The sequence below is a fragment of the Sphingomonas sp. genome (assembly GCF_042096255.1).
Taxonomy (GTDB): domain Bacteria; phylum Pseudomonadota; class Alphaproteobacteria; order Sphingomonadales; family Sphingomonadaceae; genus Sphingomonas.
The window spans coordinates 14504-32403 of the sequence record NZ_JBELLZ010000001.1; the positions used below are offsets into that span (position 1 = coordinate 14504).

Annotated in this window: 20 protein-coding genes; 18 read left to right on the forward strand and 2 right to left on the reverse strand. The window is 69.5% G+C overall.

Features of this window, described 5'->3' with window-relative positions; translation table 11 throughout:
• Positions 1–32: 32 nt before the first annotated feature.
• Positions 33–845, reverse strand: coding sequence for a flagellin (locus ACFDTH_RS00070; RefSeq protein WP_375285450.1), 813 nt, complete (start codon positions 843–845; stop codon positions 33–35).
• A 223-nt stretch (positions 846–1068) separates the two neighbouring features.
• A complete protein-coding gene (locus tag ACFDTH_RS00075) occupies positions 1069–1941 on the reverse strand; it encodes a flagellin (RefSeq protein ID WP_375285451.1) in 873 nt (290 codons plus the stop codon).
• A gap of 362 nt (positions 1942–2303) precedes the next feature.
• On the opposite strand from ACFDTH_RS00075, the gene ACFDTH_RS00080 reads away from it, so the two are divergent.
• The 18 genes from ACFDTH_RS00080 to ACFDTH_RS00165 all read left to right on the forward strand — a co-directional run bounded on the left by ACFDTH_RS00080 (position 2304) and on the right by ACFDTH_RS00165 (position 17865).
• A complete protein-coding gene (locus ACFDTH_RS00080) occupies positions 2304–3551 on the forward strand; it encodes a sigma-54 interaction domain-containing protein (RefSeq protein ID WP_375285452.1) in 1248 nt (415 codons plus the stop codon).
• Entirely contained in the window at positions 3548–3895 is a 348-nt protein-coding gene (gene fliE / locus ACFDTH_RS00085; protein WP_375285453.1) for a flagellar hook-basal body complex protein FliE, read from the forward strand. Before ACFDTH_RS00080 ends, fliE begins: the two co-directional genes overlap by 4 nt.
• A gap of 7 nt (positions 3896–3902) precedes the next feature.
• Entirely contained in the window at positions 3903–5615 is a 1713-nt protein-coding gene (fliF, locus tag ACFDTH_RS00090; protein ID WP_375285454.1) for a flagellar basal-body MS-ring/collar protein FliF, read from the forward strand.
• Positions 5615–6625 carry a flagellar motor switch protein FliG gene (gene fliG, locus ACFDTH_RS00095; protein ID WP_375285455.1) on the forward strand — a complete coding sequence of 337 codons (1011 nt, stop codon included), beginning with the start codon at positions 5615–5617 and terminating at the stop codon, positions 6623–6625. The genes fliF and fliG overlap by 1 nt, the downstream gene beginning before the upstream one ends.
• Positions 6618–7379, forward strand: coding sequence for a flagellar biosynthesis protein FliH (locus ACFDTH_RS00100; protein WP_375285456.1), 762 nt, complete (start codon positions 6618–6620; stop codon positions 7377–7379). The genes fliG and ACFDTH_RS00100 overlap by 8 nt, the downstream gene beginning before the upstream one ends.
• Position 7380: 1 nt before the next feature.
• On the forward strand, positions 7381–8700 hold the full coding sequence (locus tag ACFDTH_RS00105; RefSeq protein ID WP_375285457.1) for a FliI/YscN family ATPase: 1320 nt from the start codon (positions 7381–7383) through the stop codon (positions 8698–8700).
• On the forward strand, positions 8693–9121 hold the full coding sequence (locus tag ACFDTH_RS00110) for a hypothetical protein (protein ID WP_375285458.1): 429 nt from the start codon (positions 8693–8695) through the stop codon (positions 9119–9121). The genes ACFDTH_RS00105 and ACFDTH_RS00110 overlap by 8 nt, the downstream gene beginning before the upstream one ends.
• A gap of 30 nt (positions 9122–9151) precedes the next feature.
• A complete protein-coding gene (locus tag ACFDTH_RS00115; RefSeq protein ID WP_375285459.1) occupies positions 9152–10342 on the forward strand; it encodes a flagellar hook-length control protein FliK in 1191 nt (396 codons plus the stop codon).
• A 10-nt stretch (positions 10343–10352) separates the two neighbouring features.
• Positions 10353–10991, forward strand: a complete 639-nt coding sequence (locus ACFDTH_RS00120) for a flagellar basal body-associated FliL family protein (RefSeq protein WP_375285460.1) — start codon at positions 10353–10355, stop codon at positions 10989–10991.
• A gap of 6 nt (positions 10992–10997) precedes the next feature.
• Complete coding sequence (locus tag ACFDTH_RS00125) at positions 10998–11945, forward strand: flagellar motor switch protein FliM (RefSeq protein WP_375285461.1); 948 nt, start codon at positions 10998–11000, stop codon at positions 11943–11945.
• Positions 11942–12232 (forward strand): flagellar motor switch protein FliN, encoded by a 291-nt coding sequence (gene fliN, locus ACFDTH_RS00130; RefSeq protein ID WP_375285462.1) that lies wholly within the window; start codon positions 11942–11944, stop codon positions 12230–12232. The genes ACFDTH_RS00125 and fliN overlap by 4 nt, the downstream gene beginning before the upstream one ends.
• 9 nt (positions 12233–12241) lie before the next feature.
• Positions 12242–12493, forward strand: a complete 252-nt coding sequence (locus ACFDTH_RS00135) for a FliO/MopB family protein (RefSeq protein WP_375285463.1) — start codon at positions 12242–12244, stop codon at positions 12491–12493.
• Positions 12493–13368, forward strand: a complete 876-nt coding sequence (gene fliP / locus ACFDTH_RS00140; protein ID WP_375285464.1) for a flagellar type III secretion system pore protein FliP — start codon at positions 12493–12495, stop codon at positions 13366–13368. The genes ACFDTH_RS00135 and fliP overlap by 1 nt, the downstream gene beginning before the upstream one ends.
• A 119-nt stretch (positions 13369–13487) precedes the next feature.
• A complete protein-coding gene (locus ACFDTH_RS00145) occupies positions 13488–13769 on the forward strand; it encodes a flagellar biosynthetic protein FliQ (RefSeq protein WP_375285465.1) in 282 nt (93 codons plus the stop codon).
• Positions 13770–13883: 114 nt separating this feature from the next.
• Positions 13884–14657, forward strand: coding sequence for a flagellar biosynthetic protein FliR (gene fliR / locus ACFDTH_RS00150; RefSeq protein WP_375285466.1), 774 nt, complete (start codon positions 13884–13886; stop codon positions 14655–14657).
• On the forward strand, positions 14657–15793 hold the full coding sequence (locus tag ACFDTH_RS00155; RefSeq protein WP_375285467.1) for a flagellar biosynthesis protein FlhB: 1137 nt from the start codon (positions 14657–14659) through the stop codon (positions 15791–15793). Before fliR ends, ACFDTH_RS00155 begins: the two co-directional genes overlap by 1 nt.
• A 186-nt stretch (positions 15794–15979) precedes the next feature.
• On the forward strand, positions 15980–17467 hold the full coding sequence (gene fliD / locus ACFDTH_RS00160; protein ID WP_375285468.1) for a flagellar filament capping protein FliD: 1488 nt from the start codon (positions 15980–15982) through the stop codon (positions 17465–17467).
• The gene (locus ACFDTH_RS00165; RefSeq protein ID WP_375285469.1) at positions 17467–17865 is read left to right on the forward strand and encodes a flagellar protein FliS; all 399 of its coding nucleotides are present in this window, start codon (positions 17467–17469) and stop codon (positions 17863–17865) included. Before fliD ends, ACFDTH_RS00165 begins: the two co-directional genes overlap by 1 nt.
• Positions 17866–17900: the final 35 nt, after the last annotated feature.

Here is a 17900-nt window from a genome sequence, read left to right on the forward strand (position 1 = left end):
GGGGGCGGGGCCGGAGCCGCGTCAAGCGCGGCTTAGCCGAGCAGCTTGAGCACGCCCTGCTGCGACTGGTTGGCCTGGGCCAGCATCGCGGTGGAGGCCTGGCTCAGGATCTGCGCCTTGGCGAGGTTGGTGGTCTCGGTGGAGAAGTCCGCGTCCTCGATGCGGCTGCGCGCATCGGAGAGGTTGGTGGCATTCGAGGTCAGGTTGTTGACCGCCGACTCCAGCCGGTTCTGCGCCGCGCCCAGGCCCGCCCGCGTCGTCGCCACCTTGGCGATCGCGGTGTCATACTGGGTCAGCGTCGCCGCGGCGACCGAGGCGCCGCCGGTCACCACCGCGGCGAGGTCGGTATCAGTCGACAGGTTCGACATGGTCATGGTGACGGTGTCGCTCGCATTCGCGCCGGCCTGGATCGAGATCGAGGCGTTGGTGCCGTCGAACAGCTTCTTGCCGTTGAAGCTGGTGTTGGTGATCACGTTGCTGATCTGCGCGGCGAGCGCGTCCTGCTCGGCCTTGATGTTCGCGGTGTCGGTGGTCGAATAGGTGCCGTTCTTCGACTGGACCTGCAGCTCGCGCATGCGCTGGAGCATGTTGGTCACCTCGTCGAGTGCGCCTTCCGCGGTCTGGGCGAGCGAGATGCCGTCGTTCGCGTTGCGGATACCCTGGTTCATGCCGCGGATCTGCGCGGTCATGCTGCTGGCGATCGCGAGGCCGGCGGCATCGTCCTTGGCCGAGTTGATGCGCTTGCCGGTCGACAGCCGCTCCATGGCGGTGGCGAGCGAGTCCTGCGCCTTGGCCGACGCGTTGGACGCGCGCAGCGACGAAATGTTGCTTCCGATAACGGTCATGATGGTCTCCATGTGTCCGGCGCCGTCCACCGCCCCCGAGGCGAAGGCTGGACACCCGGACCATGAAACGGCCGCTTCGGGCCGGGCTTAAGGATTATTTCGCGCGGCGTTTGACGGACGCGCAAAGGCCCCGGTGGCGAACCACCGGGGCCTGCCCATCGCCCGAAGGCGGCAGGTCGGAGCCGGCACCCAGAAGCGGGGGGCGGCGCCGGCTCGAACGACTTTAACTCAGCAGGCGGAGCACGCCCTGCTGCGACTGATTGGCCTGCGCCAGCATCGCGGTCGATGCCTGGTTCAGGATCTGCGCCTTGGCGAGCGCGGTGGTCTCGGTGGAGAAGTCGGCGTCCTCGATCCGGCTGCGCGCGTCGGACAGGTTCGTCGCGTTGGAGGTCAGGTTGTTGACCGCCGACTCCAGCCGGTTCTGCGCCGCGCCCAGCTTCGAGCGGACGGTCGCCACCTGGCTGATCGCGCTGTCGAAGTTGGCGATGGTCGGCACCACCGGCGTCGCCGCCGACGAATCGCCGGGCATGCCGTTTGCGGATGCGGCGAGGTCCACCACCACCGACAGCGCGTTGGCGGCCGCGTTGTTGCTGAGGTCGTCGATCGAGATCGCGATCGTGTCGCTGGCGTTGGCGCCGGCCTGGATCGTCACCGACTGCGCGGTGCCGGCCGTGCCGTTGCCCTTGAACAGGCTGGTGCCGTTGAACGTGGTGTTGTTGATCACCGAGCGGATCTGGTCGGCGAGCGCGTTCTGCTCGGCATAGATGTTCTGCTTGTCCGCGGCGGCATAGGTGCCGTTGGCCGACTGGACCGACAGCTCGCGCATGCGCTGGAGCATGTTCGACACTTCGTCGAGCGCGCCCTCGGCGGTCTGGGCGAGGCTGATCCCGTCGTTGGCGTTGCGCACGCCCTGGTTCATGCCGCGGATCTGCGCGGTCATCGACGAGCTGATGGCGAGGCCGGCGGCATCGTCCTTGGCGGAGTTGATTCGCTTGCCGGTCGATAGGCGCTCCATCGCGGTCGACAGCGAACGCGACGCCGACATCGAAGCATTGGAAGCGCGCAACGCCGAAGTGTTGCTGGCGATAACGGTCATTGGGGTCTCCTGAGCCGACGGTCGCCGCCGCCCCCCGATGAGCGGATGACGCGCCGTCCAGGCAGTTGAACGACCGATGCCCGGCAAGTTTTAGCCGGCATTGCCGGCCGGCGGCAAAGCGCCGCCCCCGCGGCACGTTCGCTCCATTTTGAGAGCGGATTCCCTGATTCCGCGTGGACGTGGGCCCGCGTGCGTACGCGTGTGTTCGTGCGTGCATGCGCCCTTGCGCACCGCCCGCGGGCCCGTCCGCGCCGCCGCCCGCGGGCGCCCGGAAAGAAGTTGCCGGCAGGCGGCAGGTTATACCCAGCGTTAACCTCTTTGCGGCAATTGGGGCCACGTCAGAGCCGGGGATTTCCAAGCACATGCGAATCATTTCTCCCACCGCCAGCGTGGCGGCGGATCGAATCGCACTCATCTCGTCGATGCGCGCTCAGGGCTTCACCGTGGAGGCGTCTACCGGGCGTCCGCAGGCTGGGCTGATGTACCTGGTTTCGGAAGGCGAGGCCGTGCCAGTGCCGGCGCGAACCCTGGTGATCGGGCGTGATGGCCGGGGCGTCTGCCCGGCCCGCGACGGTGGGCCTGCGCGGATCGCCTTCGGGCCGGAGGATGCCGCGGTTGGCAATGCCTTCGCTCGCGCGCTGATTGGCGGCGGCACCATGCCCACGGCGGCGGATCCGGAGAGCCTGGCGCTGTTCGCGCTGGCCGAGCGTGTCGCCGAGGCGGACATCACCGTGCTGGTCAACGGCCCGACCGGCACCGGCAAGGAGGTGCTGGCGCGGTTCATTCATCAGAACTCGCCGCGTCGCGACGGGCCGTTCGTTGCGATCAACTGCGCTGCGCTGCCGGAGAGCATGCTGGAGGCGATGCTGTTCGGCCACCAGAAGGGCAGCTTCACCGGCGCGTCCTCGGGCGGCGAGGGCTTCTTCCGCGCCGCGCATGGCGGCACCATCCTGCTCGACGAGATCGCGGAGATGCCGCTCTCGCTCCAGGCCAAGCTGCTGCGCGTCCTCCAGGAGCGCGAGGTGATCCCGATCGGCGCCACCCAGCCGCAGGCGGTGGACGTGCGTGTCGTCGCCTGCGCCAACCGCGACCTCCAGGCCGAAGTGGCGGCGGGCCGCTTCCGCGCCGACCTCTACTATCGCCTGTCGGTCTTCCCGCTCACCACCCGCGCGCTGGCCGAGCGGCCGCAGGACATTCCCGCGCTCGCCGCGACCATGATCCTGCGCCACGCCGGCAACCGTTCGGTGGTGCCGTGGCCGAGCGCCGAAGCGATCGAAACGCTGTGCGATCATGACTGGCCCGGCAACGTGCGCGAGCTGGAGAATGTGATCCAGCGCGCTTTGCTGTTCGCCGCCGGCGACACGATCGAGGTGTCGCACATCGTGTTCGATCGCCCCGCCGCGCGCCCCGCCGCCAACGATGCCGCGGGCACCCTGGGCCAGGTCGTCCAGCTCTCCGAATTCGCCGCGATCCGCGAGACTTTGCGCCAGTGCGGCGGCTCGCGCATCGAGACCGCCAAGCGTCTGGGCATTTCGGAACGAACCTTGCGTTACCGGCTCGCGAAGGCTCGCGAGCAGGGGGACGACATCGTGAAGGCGATTAGCGCATGAGTGTGGGTGGCATCGGCGGCGTCGACCGCGTGATGGCGCTGCGCGCCCAGATCCTGGAGCGCAACAGCGCGCTCCAGCGCGCCAATCAGGCGGCGTCCAGCCCCGTCGAGACCGCGGCCAAGCCGGCGAGCTTCGCCGACACGCTGGAGGGTGCGCTCAAGAGCGTCAACGACGGGCAGCAGCGCGCCTCCGCTCTGTCCGAGCAATATGAGCGCGGCGAGACCATCGACATCGCCAAGGTGATGCTCGCTCGCCAGGAAGCGTCGGTCGGTTTCGAGGCGACGCTGCAAGTCCGCAACAAGCTCTTGTCCGCCTACAAGGACATCATGAGCATGCCGGTGTAATCGACCCATGGCCAACGCTCTCGCTCCCGCCGCGCCGCCCATGAACGCCATGGTTCCCGAGCGCTTCGCCAATCCCCTGCGCCAGATTCAGGGGGTGTTCGCCCAGCCCGCCGTGCGCCGCGCTGGCCCGATGGCGCTGATGGTCACCCTGCTCGGCGGCGCCGCGCTGGCGTGGTCGGCGCTGTCGACCCCGCCGCAGAAGACCCTGTTTTCGGGCCTCGCCGATGCCGACAAGGCGGCGGTCACCTCGGCGCTGTCCGCCGCGAACATCGACAGCCACGTTGATGACGCCACCGACACGCTGACGGTGGACGAGGACGACTACTCCAAGGCGCGCATGCTGCTTGCCGGCCAGGGCCTGCCCAAGGCGGCGCCGGGCGGCTACGCGCTGCTCGACCAGCTGCCGATGGGCGTGTCCCGCGCGGTCGAAGGCGAGCGTCTGCGCCAGGCGCGGGAGACCGAGCTGGCGCGTTCGATCCAGGAGATCGACGCGGTGGCCGAGGCGCGCGTCCACCTCGCCATGCCGGAAGCCTCGGTATTCGTCCGCGACAATGCCGCGCCGTCCGCCTCCGTCGTGGTCAAGCTGCAGGGTGGTCGTGCATTGAGCGAGGCGCAGGTCGCTTCGATCGTCAATCTCGTCGCCTCGTCCGTGCCCGGCATGAAGCCCGAGGCGGTGACGATCGTCGACCAGATGGGCGGCCTCCTGTCCAAGCCCGGCGGTGTCGGCGGCAGCGCGTCGAGCGAGCGGATCGCCTTCCAGCGCCAGGTGGAGGACAAGTATCGCCAGCAGCTCCAGCAGCTGCTGACGCCCCTCGTCGGCGCTGGCAACTTCACCGCCGAGGTTCAGGCCGAGGTCAATCTCGACGAGACCCAGGCGACCCGCGAGAGCTTCGAGAAGCAGGGCGCGCTGCGCGCCGAGGCGGGGCAGTGGACCGGCAACCAGGCCGCGTCGCCTGCGCCCGGCGGCATCCCCGGCGCGCTCAGCAACACGCCGCCGCCTGCCGCGACGCTCCAGCAGCCGACCCCCGCGGTCGGCGCCACCGGCACCAACCCGCAGCCGCAGGCCGGCACGCCCGCGCCCGACGCCAACAAGCAGTCGGACCAGTACAGCCGCGCCTATGATCTGGGCAAAGAGGTCTCCGTCACCCGCGCCGCGCCCGGCGGGGTCAAGCGGCTCACCGTCGCGGTGTTGCTGCGCGAGCCCGAGAAGGGCCGCCGCACCGCGATGGAGATCGGCCAGATCAACGATCTGGTGAAGTCCGCGGTCGGCTTCGATCAGGCGCGCAACGACGTCGTCACGGTGATCAGCAAGAAGTTCGCCGACACCGGCGCCGAGGCCGAGGGTCCCGCCTGGTACGACAATGCCTGGCTGCCGATGCTGGCGCGCAACCTGACCGCGATCGTGATCGCGCTGCTGGTGCTGCTACTCGGCGTCCGCCCGCTCGCCAAGGCGCTGATGGGCAAGCGCGAGGAAGCGCTGGACAAGCCCGCCGCCGCGCTGCCGATGGGTGGCGCAGGCGCCGCCCCGCAGTTCGACGAGGAGGGCAACCCGGTGCCCGCCGCGTCGGGGATCACCGTCGCTGCGCCGGTCAGCCTGGACCAGATCGCCGAGAGCCGCAGCTATGAGGAGCGGGTCGGCGCGGTGCGCGGCTTCACCCGTGACAATCCCGCCCGCGCCGCGCTGGCTGTGCGCGACATGATCTCGGCGGACGCACGCTGATGAGCGAGGTGGCGTTGCGCAGCTACACCGGCGTCGAGCGCGCCGCGGTGCTGATGATGCTGGTCGGCGAGGAGGAGGCCGCGGCCATCCTCCAGAAGCTCGATCCCGAAGAGGTGCGCCAGCTCGGCGCGGCGATGTTCAAAGTCGCCGACGTGTCCGAGCAGGAAGTGGAGGACGTGCTGGACGATTTCGTCGGCCGCGCCCGCGAGCGCACCGGCATCACCTTCGACCCCAAGCCCAAGGTGGAGGCGGTGATGAACCGCGCGCTTGGTCGCGAGAAGGCGTCCAGCGTGCTCGCGCGCATCACCCCGGCCGAGGCGGCGTGCGGGATCGACCTCCTCGACTGGCTCGACGCGGGCGATATCGCCGCGACGATCGAGAAGGAGCATCCGCAGATCGCCGCGGTGCTGATCGCCAACCTCGATCCCGCGGTCGGCGGCCAGGTGCTGGAACTGCTGCCCGAGGCGCTGCAGCCCGACATCCTGCACCGTATCGCCAAGCTGGGGCCGATCAGCCCCGAGGCGGTGGAAACGCTGCGTGCAATGCTGGCCGGCCGCTCGGCCGCGACCACCACCTCCACCGGCCTTCAGCTCGGCGGTACGCGCGAGGCGGCGAAGATCCTCCAGGGCGCGCGCAAGTCCACCGAGCAGCGGGTGATGCCCAAGCTGTTCAAGATCGACAAGGATGTGGCGAAGCAGATCGAGGACTCCATGTTCGTCTTCGACAACCTGCTGGAGCTGGACGACAAGAACCTCGGCACGCTCATCCGCAACATCGACGGCGACATCCTCACCCGCGCGCTTAAGGGCGTGGACGAGGGCGCACGCAACCGCTTCCTCGGCTGCATGTCGGCGCGTGCAGCGGACGGCATCCGCGACGATATGGAGGCGCGCGGGCCCATGAAGCTTTCGGAGGTGCTCGAAGCGCAGAAGGTGATCATCCAGATCGCGCGCGGCCTGGCCAAGGACGGCACCATCCAGATGGGCGCGGGCGAGGACGATTATGTTTGAGGCCGGTCGGCTGGAGCCGGCGCCGGCGGACGGGTTCGTGGCGGGGCTGGCCTCGCGCCAAGACGCCGCCGCCACGGTGCTGCGCCGCGCCTTCACCGATCGCGCCGCGCAGGGCTTCGCCCCTGCCGACCTGATCGCGCGGATCGCCGGCGCCGAGCGGCGCGAGCCGGCGCGCGAGGGTGGCCCGCGCCATTTCTCCCCCGCCGACCGCGAGGCCAATCCGACCGCTGGCTGGGACCCGCTCGATCCCGAAGAACCGACGTCACCGTTCATCGACCCGGTCGAGGCGGCGCATGCCGCGGGCTATGCCGAGGGTCTCGCCGCTGCGAAGGCCGCGGTGGAGGAAGCGGGCACCCGCGACCAGGCGTTGTTGACCGAGTTGATCGGCCAGCTCCAGGCCGGCGACCGCATCGACCGCGAGGCGGTGGCGACGCGGCTGCGTCAGACCGTGCTGCTGCTGGTCGGCAAGCTGGTTGGCGAGATCGGCGTCTCGGCGGAGCTGCTTGCCGGCCGGGTCGAGACCGCGGCGGAGCTGCTGGCGGATGCGAGCGAATCGGCGATGCTCCGGGTCAATCCGGAGGATGTCGCGCTGCTGGAGGGGCGGCTGCCCAAGACGATCTTCCCGATCGGTGACGCGGGCGTGGCGCGCGGCAGTTTCGTGCTGGAGGCGGCGTCCACCGTGGTGGAGGACGGGCCGGCGCTGTGGCTGGAACAGCTGGAAACGATGATCGAGCGCCTGCCGGTGCCGAAGTGAGATGCTGAACCGCTTCACCCACGACTATCTCGAAACGCTCGCCGCCGCGGATTTCGCGCCGCGGCCGCGCGTGTCCGGGCGGCTGGCCTCTTATGACGGACTGCTGATGGAGGCGGTCGGCCTGTCGCTCCCCGTCGGCACCGTCTGCCGCGTGGGAGACCAGGTGGAGGCGGAGGTGATCGGCTTCCGCAACGGCCGCACGCTGATGATGAACCTGGGCGGTCCCGCCGCGCTGCTGCCGCAGGCGCCGGTGCGCCCGGTCGGGCCTCCAGGCGAAGCGGAGGTCGGCGCGGCGCTGCTCGGCCGCGTCGTCGACGGTGCGGGCAAGCCGATCGACGGGCTCGGCCCGATCCGCGGTGCGCAGCATTGGCCGCTGGCCGGCAAGCCTGCGTCGCCGCTCGACCGCGGCCGCGTGCTGGAGCCGCTCGACGTCGGCGTGCGCGCGATCAACGGGCTGCTGACGATCGGCAAGGGCCAGCGCGTCGGCATCATGGCGGGCTCGGGCGTGGGCAAGTCGGTGCTGCTGGGCATGATGGTGCGCGCCGCCAAGGCGGACGTGATCGTGATCGGGCTGATCGGCGAGCGCAGCCGCGAGGTCGCCGACTTCCTCGAGACCAAGGTGGCGGGGGCCGCGCGGGCGCGCTCGGTGGTCGTGGCGGTGCCGGCCAACCACTCGCCGGTGCTGCGCATCCGCGGCGCGCTCCGCGCCACCGCGATCGCCGAGGCGTTCCGGGCGGAGGGCAAGAACGTCCTCCTCATCATGGATTCGCTCACTCGCGTCGCGCATGCGGGGCGCGAGATCGGGCTGGCGCTGGGCGAGCCCGCCTCCGCGCGCGGCTATCCGCCCTCTGCAATCGCGATGCTGCCCAACCTGATCGAGCGCGCGGGTACCGACGTCGCCAGCGGCGGCGCGATCACCGCGATCTACACGGTGCTGGCGGATGGCGACGACGGCAACGATCCCGTGGTCGATTCCGCCCGCTCGATCCTCGACGGGCATATCGTGCTGAGCCGCGCACTCGCCGAGCGCGCGGTCTATCCCGCGATCGACGTGTCGAAATCGGTCAGCCGCGTGATGACCGACATTGCGGGGGCGCACCACCTGTCCGCGGCGCGTACCTTGCGGCGCCATCTCGCCACCTATGAGGAAAACCGCGACCTGGTGCTGATGGGCGCCTATCGCGGCGGCGCGGACCCGGCGATCGATGCCGCGCTCGCCTATCATCCCGCCATCCTCGAATATGTCCGGCAGGAATCGGGCGCCAGCGTGCCGCTCGCCGATGCGGTGGGCGAGCTGACCGGCGTGTTCGGCGATGGATAGGAAGACGCTGGCGCGCATCCAGCGGGTGCGCGTGCTGCAGGCCGGGCTGGCGCAGGCGGGCGAGGTGCGCGCGCGTGACACGCTGGCGAGCGAAGCGGCGCTGTCAGACCGGATCGCCGGCCTAGCCGCGGCGGTCGCGCCGGTGCGGCAGGAGAGCACCGCCGTCTCCTTCGCCGCCGCCGCGCATTATCGCGAGCGGCTGCACCGCTCCGCGCTCACCGCCGCCGACCGTGTCGCCGCCGCCGAGAAGCAGGCGGAGGCCGCCGCCGAGGCGGCGCGCGAGGCGCGGCGCGACCAGAGCGCGGTGGAGAAACTGCTCGTTCGCGCCCAGGCCGAGGCGGTGATGCGCGAGATGCGCGCGCTGGAGGATGCGCCGGTGTTCAAGCCTTTGTCCGAGAGGCTTCGGCACGATCCTTGCTGATCGCATGTTCGCAATGATCGAGCCTGTCCTGTGATCGCGGCCGTGATCCCCGCCGCTTCCCTTTCCGGCCTCCATGCCGCCCCCGATGCGCCGCCCGGCGCAGGCGGCGACGCGCCCGCCTTCGCCGAAGCATTCGAGCGCGCGGAGGCGCCGCGCGGCAAGGCGGCTGCCGGCCGCGGCAAGGGCTTGCCGGTGGGGGATGAGGGCGAGGGGGCGTCGGAGGAGCGCCGCGACACGCGGGATGACGAAGCACCGGTTGCAGATCTGACGGGACTTATCCCCGTTGCGCTTACCGTAACGCTGGAGGCCATCGCTCCGATGACACCGTCAGCCGAGCCGACATCTTCCTCGTCATGCCGGCCTTGTGCCGGCATCCACGGCGCCGCGGACACCGCCGCACCCGCGCTCGCGGCACAGTGGACCCCGGCACAGGGCCGGGGTGACGGGGTGGAGCAAGGGCTCGCTGCTGCGCCCCTCCCCGGCGAAGGCCGGGGCCCAGGTGCGGGCGGCCCGATGCTGGATCTCGGCGTTTGCCACGAAGGCGCCACCCACGGGGTGTCGGGGCTTGTCCCCGACCGCATGCTGGTCGCGTCCGAACCGACCGGCAAAGGCGCTCTCCAGCCGCCCGCGACCGAGTTGCTGCCTGAACGGAAGGCCGAGCGGCAGCTCGCCGCGCTCCCCCTCACCCCCGCTGCACGCGCCGAGCCGGCACCGCTGCCGCGCGTCACCACCGGCCGCTCGCTCCGCGAGCGCGCCACCGAAGTCACCGGCCCCACGCTGGCACCAACACTGACGGCACCCGCCGCCTTCGCGCCCGTTGCTGCGCAGCCGCTCGACGTCAGCACGCAGGCCTGGCCCGCGGCGATGATGGCGCGGATCGAGGCGTTGCGCGAGGCGGCGGATGCGGTCGACACCTCGATCCGCATCCTCCCCGACGCGCTGGGCGCGATCGAAGTGTCGGTGCGCAAGGATGGCGAGGTCACCCACGTCCATCTCGCCGCCGAGCAGGCGCAGACTGCGCGGCTGCTCGCAGAGGCGCAGCCCAGGCTCGCCGAACTCGCCGACGCGCGCGGGCTCAGGCTCCAGACCAGCACCGCCGGCACCGGAGGCGGCAACGCTCAGCCCGATGCGCGCAGCCAGCCGCAGCCGCAGCAGCCCGCCGCGCCGCCACCCGCTTCACCGCGCGCACGCGCCGAAACTCCCGACCATCGAATCGCCTGAGGACTGAGCCATGAGTGACAAGACCGAAAAGACCGAAGACGCCGCGCCCAAGAAGAAGGGCAAATTGGGCAAGATGCTGGTGATGGGCGTGGGCGTGCTCGTCCTGCTCGGCGGCGGCGTCGGCGCGGGCCTCTATGCCGCCAGCTCCGGCCTGGTGGGCGGTGGTGGACATGCCGAGGTCGATGACGGCAAGCCCAAGCTGGTCCCCAAGTCCGAACAGAAGCGCGGCGGCGCTGCCGAGGGCGGCGAGGGCGGCCATGGCGGTGGCGAGGGGGAATCGTCCGGCCATGGCGAGGGCAAGGCCGTGCCCTCGGGCGGCCATGGCGACCGATTCGCCTCGAACTATTACGCGATGGAGAAGGAGTTCACCTCCAACCTCCAGGACTCGGTCCACATGGTCCAGGTCGGCATCGCCATCTCGACGCCCTATGACTACACGGTCATCGAGAACCTGAAGACCAACGAGGTCGCGGTCCGCTCGGCGGTGCTGCTGGCGCTGGGCGACACCAGCGAGGACCAGGTCTTCTCCAGCCAGGGCAAGACCCTGCTGCAGAAGCGGATCGCCAAGGCGATCAACGACACGCTGGAGCAGAAAGAGGGCTTTGGCGGCGTCAGTAACGTCTACTTTACCAATTTCGTTGTTCAGTGACCGGGCATGGTTAACGAGCCCGCCACGTCCGGAACCGCCGATCGCCGCGAGCGCGCCCGCGCCGCGTCCGCGCGTCCGGGCGTGCTGGGCGCGGCCAAGCTCAACCCGTTCGGTGACCTCCATTCGGTCCAGCATCTCTCCGCGCGCTTCGCGCGATCCCTGCGCGGCGTGTTCGAGCCTTTGGTCCGTCAGGAGGTGCGCTGCTGGGCGGAGCCGCTGGTCGTCCAGCGCTTCGCCGATTATCGCACCGAGCGGCCCGACACGCTGACCGCGTGGCTGCCGCTGGCGATGGCACCCGCGGAAGGCGGGGCGCTGCTGGTGCTGGACGGCCGCTTCGCGCTGGAACTGCTCGACCTGTTCTTCGGTGGCACCGGCGTCGCGCCCGTCGAGCTGCCGGGCGAGTTCTCCCCTGCAGCCGCGGCGATGATCCGCCGGCTGGGCGCGATGATCGCCGAGCCGCTCGCCGCCGCTTGGGAGCCGCTGACCCACATCGCCTTCGCCCCCGGTAACGTCGAGGCGAATCCGGCGCTGCTCGGCGACCTCGACGGCGACGATGCGCTGATCGTCACCCGCTTCGGCCTTGCCCGCGGCGAGGACAAGCCGGTGTTCCTGGACCTGTGCTATCCGGTCGCGGCGATGAAGCCGCACGGTACCGCGCTGACCGGCAAGGTCGTCGCCAAGCCGGTCGAGCCCGACGCCGCCTGGCAGAATGCGCTCACCCGCGCCGCCATGCAGGTGACCTTTCCGGTCCGCTCGGTGCTGGCCGAGCCGGTGGTGCCGCTGTCCGTGCTGATCAACCTCAAGCCCGGCGACGTCATCCCGATCAGCTTCACCAACGACGTGCCGATCATGGTCGGCGGCGACAAGCTCGGCACCGGCACCGTCGGCACCTCCAACGGCCATGCCGCGATCAAGATCACCCGGCTCGCTTCTCTCGAAGGACTGAACGCATGAACGCCATGTCCGGCGACTTCCCGGTCGATGCCTCGGTGGCAGCCAATTTCCGGCTGCTTCAGGATGTCGACGTCAAGCTCACCGTCGAGATCGGCTCGACCCGCCTCACCCTGCGCGAGCTGCTCGCGCTCGGCGAATCGAGCGTGATCGAGCTCGACCGCGGCGCCAACGAGCTGCTCGACGTGTTCGTCAACGGCACGCTGATCGGCCACGGCGAGGTGGTGACGGTGGGCGACAAGTTCGGCGTCAAGATGACCGAGCTGGTCAACCCCGAGAAGCGCGGCTGACGCCTCATGATGTGGTCCTACATCCTCAAGCTGGTGATCCTCCTGCCTTTGGTCTGCGGGCTGATGATCGGCTGCCTCTATTTGTGGCGCCGGCTGGAGAGCCGCATGCCCGGCCAGCCCGCCAACCGGATGATCGCGGTCAAGGAGACGATGATGGTCTCGCCCGGCCTGCGCCTCGCGGTGGTGGAGTTCGAGGGAAAGCGCCTGCTCGTCTCGGTCGGCCGCGGCGGTGTGACGCTCGTCGACAAGGCGGACGCGTGATGCGGGTGGTGCGTACCGGTGCGGGTCCAGCGCTGTTTCGTGAGCAGGCGGCGCCACGCACCGCGCCACTCGCGCCCATCTACAAGTTCGCGCTTGTGGCGCTGGCCATCCTGGTCGCGCTGCTGATCGCTGCCCCTGCTTTCGCGCAGACCGCGCCGGCGGCCCCCGGCGTCGGCGATGCGGTGGACCGTGCGCTTAGCCAGCTCTCCTCGGGCGCCGCCAGCGCGCCGGGCCAGTCGGGCGGCTCCTTGTCGATGTCGCTCCAGGTCCTGATCATCATGGGCTTGCTGACGGTGCTGCCGGGCATCCTCCTCATGATGACCAGCTTCACCCGGATCATCATCGTGCTCTCGATCCTGCGCCAGGCGCTGGGGCTCCAGCAGACCCCGCCTAACCAAGTGCTCGTCGGCCTGTCGCTGTTCCTGTCGCTGTTCGTGATGGCGCCGGTGATCAGCCAGATCAACACGACGGCGATCGAGCCCTATGCCGCCGGCCGCTTGGGCGGCACCGACCTGATCCGCACCGGCGGCGCGCCCTTGCACGCCTTCATGGTCAAGCAGACGCGGATCAAGGACGTCACCATGTTTGCCGAAATGGCGAAGTCCGGCCCCTATGCCAGCCCACGCGACATCCCTTATTCGGTGCTGCTGCCCGCCTATATCACCAGCGAGCTCAAGACGGCCTTCCAGATCGGCTTCCTCGTCTTCCTGCCCTTCCTGGTGATCGACCTGGTGGTGGCGACGGTGCTGATGAGCCTGGGCATGATGATGCTCTCGCCGACGATCATCTCGCTGCCGTTCAAGCTGCTCTTGTTCGTACTGGTCGATGGCTGGGCGCTGACCATGGGCAGTCTGGCCAACAGTTTCGCGACGTAGCTGAACCCCTCCCCTTTTGGGGAGGGGCAGGGGTGGGGGAGGTCTCGCAGAGGCCTGCGCCCGCGACTCTGCCCCACCCCAACCCCTCCCCTGAAGGGGAGGGGCTTAGGACCGCAATCATGAACCCCGCAGTCGATGCCGATTACTTCCTCACCGTCGCCAACCAGACGATGTGGGTGCTCGCGCTCGCCGCGGCGCCGATCCTGATCCCGGTGCTGATCGCAGGGCTGCTGCTGGGCATGATCCAGGCGGCGACCTCGATCAACGAGGCGACCTTGTCGTTCGTCCCCAAGCTGATCGTGGTGGCGATTTCGATCCTGGTGTTCGGGGCGATGATCCTGGGGCTGCTGGCGGATTTCACCAACGATATCTACGCGCGCATCCCGGATCTGGTGCGCTAGGCTGATGCGGCTCCCTAAACCTCCGTTCACCCTGAGCGAAGTCGAAGGGCACGGGATGCGCTCTCCCATGTGCTTCGACTTCGCTCAGCATGAGCGGAGCGGAGGCGTGTCCTAGTGCTAGGCTTCGGCCTCGCCATCGAGCCGCAGCTCTGGGCGCTGATCTTCGTGATGATCCGCGTCGGCGCGGCGTTCGTCGCGGCGCCGGTGTTCGGCAACGTGTCCGTACCGCTGCCGGTGCGCGTTGCGCTCTCTGGCGGGATCGGCGTGCTGGTGCTGGGCACGCATGACATCCAGCCGCCCGTACAGGTGTTCGCGCTCGCCACCTTTCTCGCCATCGCCGCGGAGGCGTTGGTCGGGCTCGCGCTCGGCTTCGTGATCCAGATCGCCTTTGCCGCGCCGCTGGTGGCGGGCGAGATCATCGGCGGGTCGATGGGGCTCGGCTTTGCCAACATGATCGACCCGAACAATGGCCGCTCCAGCCCCGCGGTCGGGCAATTCCTGTCGATCCTGCTGACCCTGCTGTTCCTCAGCCTCAACGGGCATCTCGTGCTCGTCGACATGATCGTGCGCAGCTACACCGCGCTGCCCGTCGGCCGCTCGTGGCTGGCGCCCGAGCAATTGCGCGACATCGCCCTGTTCGGCGGCTACGCCTTTCTCGCGGGGCTGCTGCTGGCGCTGCCGGTCGGCTTCCTTTTGCTCTGCCTCAACCTGGTGATGGGCATGCTGTCGCGCTCGGCGCCGGCGCTCAACCTGTTCGCGCTCGGCCTGCCGGTTAGCCTCGCGGTCGGCGTGATCGCGATGGCGGCGGCCTTCCCGGCGATGGGCGATTACATGCAGGTGATCGTCAAGGAAGGCCTCGCCGCCACCGACAGCCTGGTGCTCGGCTGATGTCGGAGGGTGGCGACAAGACGGAGGCCCCAACCCAGAAGCGCCGCAAGGACGCAACGGAAAAGGGCGAGATCCTCAAGAGCCGCGAGCTCGCCACCGCACTGGTGATGCTCGCCGGCATCGGCTGGATCGTCTTCTTCGGCCAGGCCCTGGTCGCGGCGTGCAAGGCGGTGATGGCGGCCGCCTTCACCTTCGGCCGCGCCGACGTGGAGGACTTCCAGCCGTTCCGCCCCTTGGTCGAGGCGGGATGGAAGCTCGCCCCGTCGCTGCTCGCGCTGTTCGCCATCACCATCGCCGCCGCGATCGCCAGCCAGGCGGCGCTCGGCTCGCTCGGCTTCAACGCCGGACTGCTCGCCCCCAAGGGCGCGCGGATCAACCCTGCGTCGGGGCTGAAGCGCATCTTCGGCATGTCCGGCTGGATCGAACTGGGCAAGTCGATCCTCAAGGTGCTGCTGCTCGGCAGCATCGGCGCCTACATGCTGTGGAGCTCGACCCGGATCACCTTCGGGCTGGTGTCGTCGAACCTGGGCGAGGCGCTGAACTCGCTCGGCACCACGCTCAACCTGATCCTCTTGTCGATGGCGCTGGGCCTGGTCGCGATCGCGATGCTCGATGTGCCGCTGGCCTTGTTCCAGCTGCTCAAGAAGCTGCGCATGACCAAACAGGAGGTGCGCGACGAGCACAAGGAGAGCGAGGGCAACCCGGAGATGAAGGGCCACCAACGCGCCCGCGCGCGCGCGATGCTGTCGGGCGGCGCGCGCAAGGCGGTGGCCGAGGCGCATGTGATCCTGACCAACCCGACGCATTTCGCGGTCGCGCTACGCTACGATCGCGGGCGCGACCAGGTGCCGGTGGTGGTCGCCAAGGGCCGCGGCGCCACCGCGCTGGCGATCCGCGAGATCGCGGGCGAGCTCAAGACGCCCGTGCTCGAATATCCGCAACTCGCCCGCGCGGTCTATTACACCAGCCGCGAGGGGCAGGAGGTGCGCGACGACCTGTACCTCGCCATCGCGACGGTACTGGCCTTCGTGTTCAACCTCAACGCCGCGGCGGGCGGCAGCGCGGCGCCGCCGAGCGTGGAGGTGCCGCGGACCGCGCGGTTCGACGAGAATGGGGTGGCGCAGGATGTGGCGTGAGGGCGCGATGCCGCAGTCGCCCTCCCAACATCCGTTCGTGCTGAGCGTAGTCGAAGCACAAGCCTGCCGCATGCCCCCTTCGGCTGGCCGGCAAGGCCGACCGCTCAGGACAGGCTTCGACTTCGCTCAGGGTGAACGGAGGTTGGGACTTAAGATTCCCGTCCCGCAGCCGTTTCTCCTTCCGTCATGACCACCACCTCCGCAACCAGCAGCACGCCGACCACGGCCAGCGTCACCCAGTCGGCGACCAAGTCGCTGCTCGACTCGCTCGATGCGGGCTCGGGGGTGGACACCAGCTCGCTGGTCACCTCGCTGGTGGATGCGCAATTCGCGGCCAAGAAGGCGCAGCTGACCGCCAAATACGAAACGCTGACCAGCCAGATCAGCGGTGTTTCCACCCTGAAGAGCATGATCGGCGACTTCGCCGACGCGCTCGCCGGGCTGGTCAAGGGCGGCACGCTCCAGTCGCAGCCGGTGAGCGGCAACACCGCCGTGTTCACCGCCAGCGCGATCACCGGCGCCAAGCTGTCCGGCCTCACCGCGACGATCGGCGTCACCCAGCTCGCCAGCGCGCAGACCGCGGTCAGCGCCACCGCCTTCGCATCGTCGTCGGCGACGGTGGGCACCGGCACGCTGACGCTCAAGCTCGGCTCCGCCACCTTCGACACCGGCGGCGCGATGACCGGCTTCACGGCGGGCGCGGGCGAGGCGATCGACATCACCATCGACGACAGCAATTCGTCGCTGACCGGCATCGCTGCGGCGATCAACGCGAAGAAGGCCGGCGTCACTGCCTCGGTGGTCACCAATGCGGATGGCAGCGCCTACCTTTCGCTCAAGGGTGCGACCGGCGCGGCGCAGGCGTTCACGCTGGAAGCATCGTCCACGACCGGCGACCTGTCGAAGGTCGCGGTCGGGCCGGGCGCCACCGCCATGTCGGTGACCAGCCAGGCCAAGAACGCGAAGCTGACCATGGACGGCGTCGCGATCGAGCGCGCGTCCAACGAGATCTCGGACCTGGTGGAGGGCGTAAAGCTCACCCTCACCGGCACCTCGCCGGTCGCGGTGTCGCTGACCACCAGCACGCCGACGGGCGCGCTGACCAATGCGGTCAACGATTTCGTCGAAACCTACAATGGCGTGTTCGCGGCGCTGAAGGAGCAGACTGACCCGATCACCGGCGAGCTGCGCGCCGATCCTGCCGCCAAGGACCTCCTGCGCAACATGCAGGCGCTCGCCAGCCGCGTGCTGCTGCCGGATGCCGCTGAGGGCGAGCCGGCGACGCTGGCGCAGCTAGGCGTACGAACCAACCGCGACGGCACGCTCTCGGTCGATGCCGATGCGCTGACCAAGGCGATCACCGATCATCCCGCCTCGGTGGAGGCGATCTTCTCCTTCTCCACCGTCAGCGGCACCGGGCTGAACCAGGCGATGGCCTCGATCAAGCTCAACGCCACCAGCACGCTCTACGGCCTCGGCGCGTCGACGACGCGCTATCTGGAGGCGCAGGGCCGCATCGCCGACCAGCAGGACGCGATCGAGGACAAGGCGGCGTCGATGACGACGCGGATGACGCAGCAGTTCGCCAGCATGAACTCGCGCGTCAGCGCCTACAAGGCTACGCAGGCGTTCATGCAGCAGCAGATCGACGCCTGGACCAAGTCCGACAGCTGATGGCCTACGCCACCGCCCTGCTGCGCGATCCCGCGCGCACCTATCGCGAGATCGATCTCGCTGGCCGCACCGCCACCGCGGACGGCGCGGCGCTGGTGCAGCTTCTCTACGAGGAACTCGGCCAGGCACTGCGCGTCGCCGCCTGGGCGGCCGAGCGCCGCGAATATGCCACCAAGAGCGAGCGCGTCACCCGCGCCACCGCGATCCTGTTCGCGCTCGAAGCGGGGCTCGACTTCGAGAAGGGCGGGCAGGTGTCGGAGACGCTGGCGAAGTTCTACGCCGGCTGCCGCCGCGAGATCGTGCGCGCCAGCATCGGCCACGAGGGCAAGCCGTTCCTGGATGTGGCGGCGAGCTGCGCGGAGATTGCCGGCGCCTGGGCGACGGCGCGCGCGGCTTAGCTAAACCCAAAGTCCGTTCGTGCTGAGCGAAGTCG

Excerpts from the sequence above, each read along its gene's own strand:
- ACFDTH_RS00135 (WP_375285463.1), top strand. The coding sequence starts at position 12,242 with ATGTGGTCCTACATCCTCAAGCTGGTGATCCTCCTGCCTTTGGTCTGC.
- ACFDTH_RS00145 (WP_375285465.1), top strand. The coding sequence starts at position 13,488 with ATGAACCCCGCAGTCGATGCCGATTACTTCCTCACCGTCGCCAACCAG.
- ACFDTH_RS00165 (WP_375285469.1), top strand. The coding sequence starts at position 17,467 with ATGGCCTACGCCACCGCCCTGCTGCGCGATCCCGCGCGCACCTATCGC.
- fliG (WP_375285455.1), top strand. The coding sequence starts at position 5,615 with ATGAGCGAGGTGGCGTTGCGCAGCTACACCGGCGTCGAGCGCGCCGCG.
- ACFDTH_RS00070 (WP_375285450.1), bottom strand. The coding sequence starts at position 845 with ATGACCGTTATCGGAAGCAACATTTCGTCGCTGCGCGCGTCCAACGCG.
- ACFDTH_RS00155 (WP_375285467.1), top strand. The coding sequence starts at position 14,657 with ATGTCGGAGGGTGGCGACAAGACGGAGGCCCCAACCCAGAAGCGCCGC.
- ACFDTH_RS00080 (WP_375285452.1), top strand. The coding sequence starts at position 2,304 with ATGCGAATCATTTCTCCCACCGCCAGCGTGGCGGCGGATCGAATCGCA.
- fliD (WP_375285468.1), top strand. The coding sequence starts at position 15,980 with ATGACCACCACCTCCGCAACCAGCAGCACGCCGACCACGGCCAGCGTC.
- fliP (WP_375285464.1), top strand. The coding sequence starts at position 12,493 with ATGCGGGTGGTGCGTACCGGTGCGGGTCCAGCGCTGTTTCGTGAGCAG.
- ACFDTH_RS00105 (WP_375285457.1), top strand. The coding sequence starts at position 7,381 with ATGCTGAACCGCTTCACCCACGACTATCTCGAAACGCTCGCCGCCGCG.
- fliE (WP_375285453.1), top strand. The coding sequence starts at position 3,548 with ATGAGTGTGGGTGGCATCGGCGGCGTCGACCGCGTGATGGCGCTGCGC.
- fliF (WP_375285454.1), top strand. The coding sequence starts at position 3,903 with ATGGCCAACGCTCTCGCTCCCGCCGCGCCGCCCATGAACGCCATGGTT.
- ACFDTH_RS00125 (WP_375285461.1), top strand. The coding sequence starts at position 10,998 with ATGGTTAACGAGCCCGCCACGTCCGGAACCGCCGATCGCCGCGAGCGC.
- ACFDTH_RS00120 (WP_375285460.1), top strand. The coding sequence starts at position 10,353 with ATGAGTGACAAGACCGAAAAGACCGAAGACGCCGCGCCCAAGAAGAAG.
- ACFDTH_RS00100 (WP_375285456.1), top strand. The coding sequence starts at position 6,618 with ATGTTTGAGGCCGGTCGGCTGGAGCCGGCGCCGGCGGACGGGTTCGTG.
- ACFDTH_RS00075 (WP_375285451.1), bottom strand. The coding sequence starts at position 1,941 with ATGACCGTTATCGCCAGCAACACTTCGGCGTTGCGCGCTTCCAATGCT.
- ACFDTH_RS00110 (WP_375285458.1), top strand. The coding sequence starts at position 8,693 with ATGGATAGGAAGACGCTGGCGCGCATCCAGCGGGTGCGCGTGCTGCAG.
- fliN (WP_375285462.1), top strand. The coding sequence starts at position 11,942 with ATGAACGCCATGTCCGGCGACTTCCCGGTCGATGCCTCGGTGGCAGCC.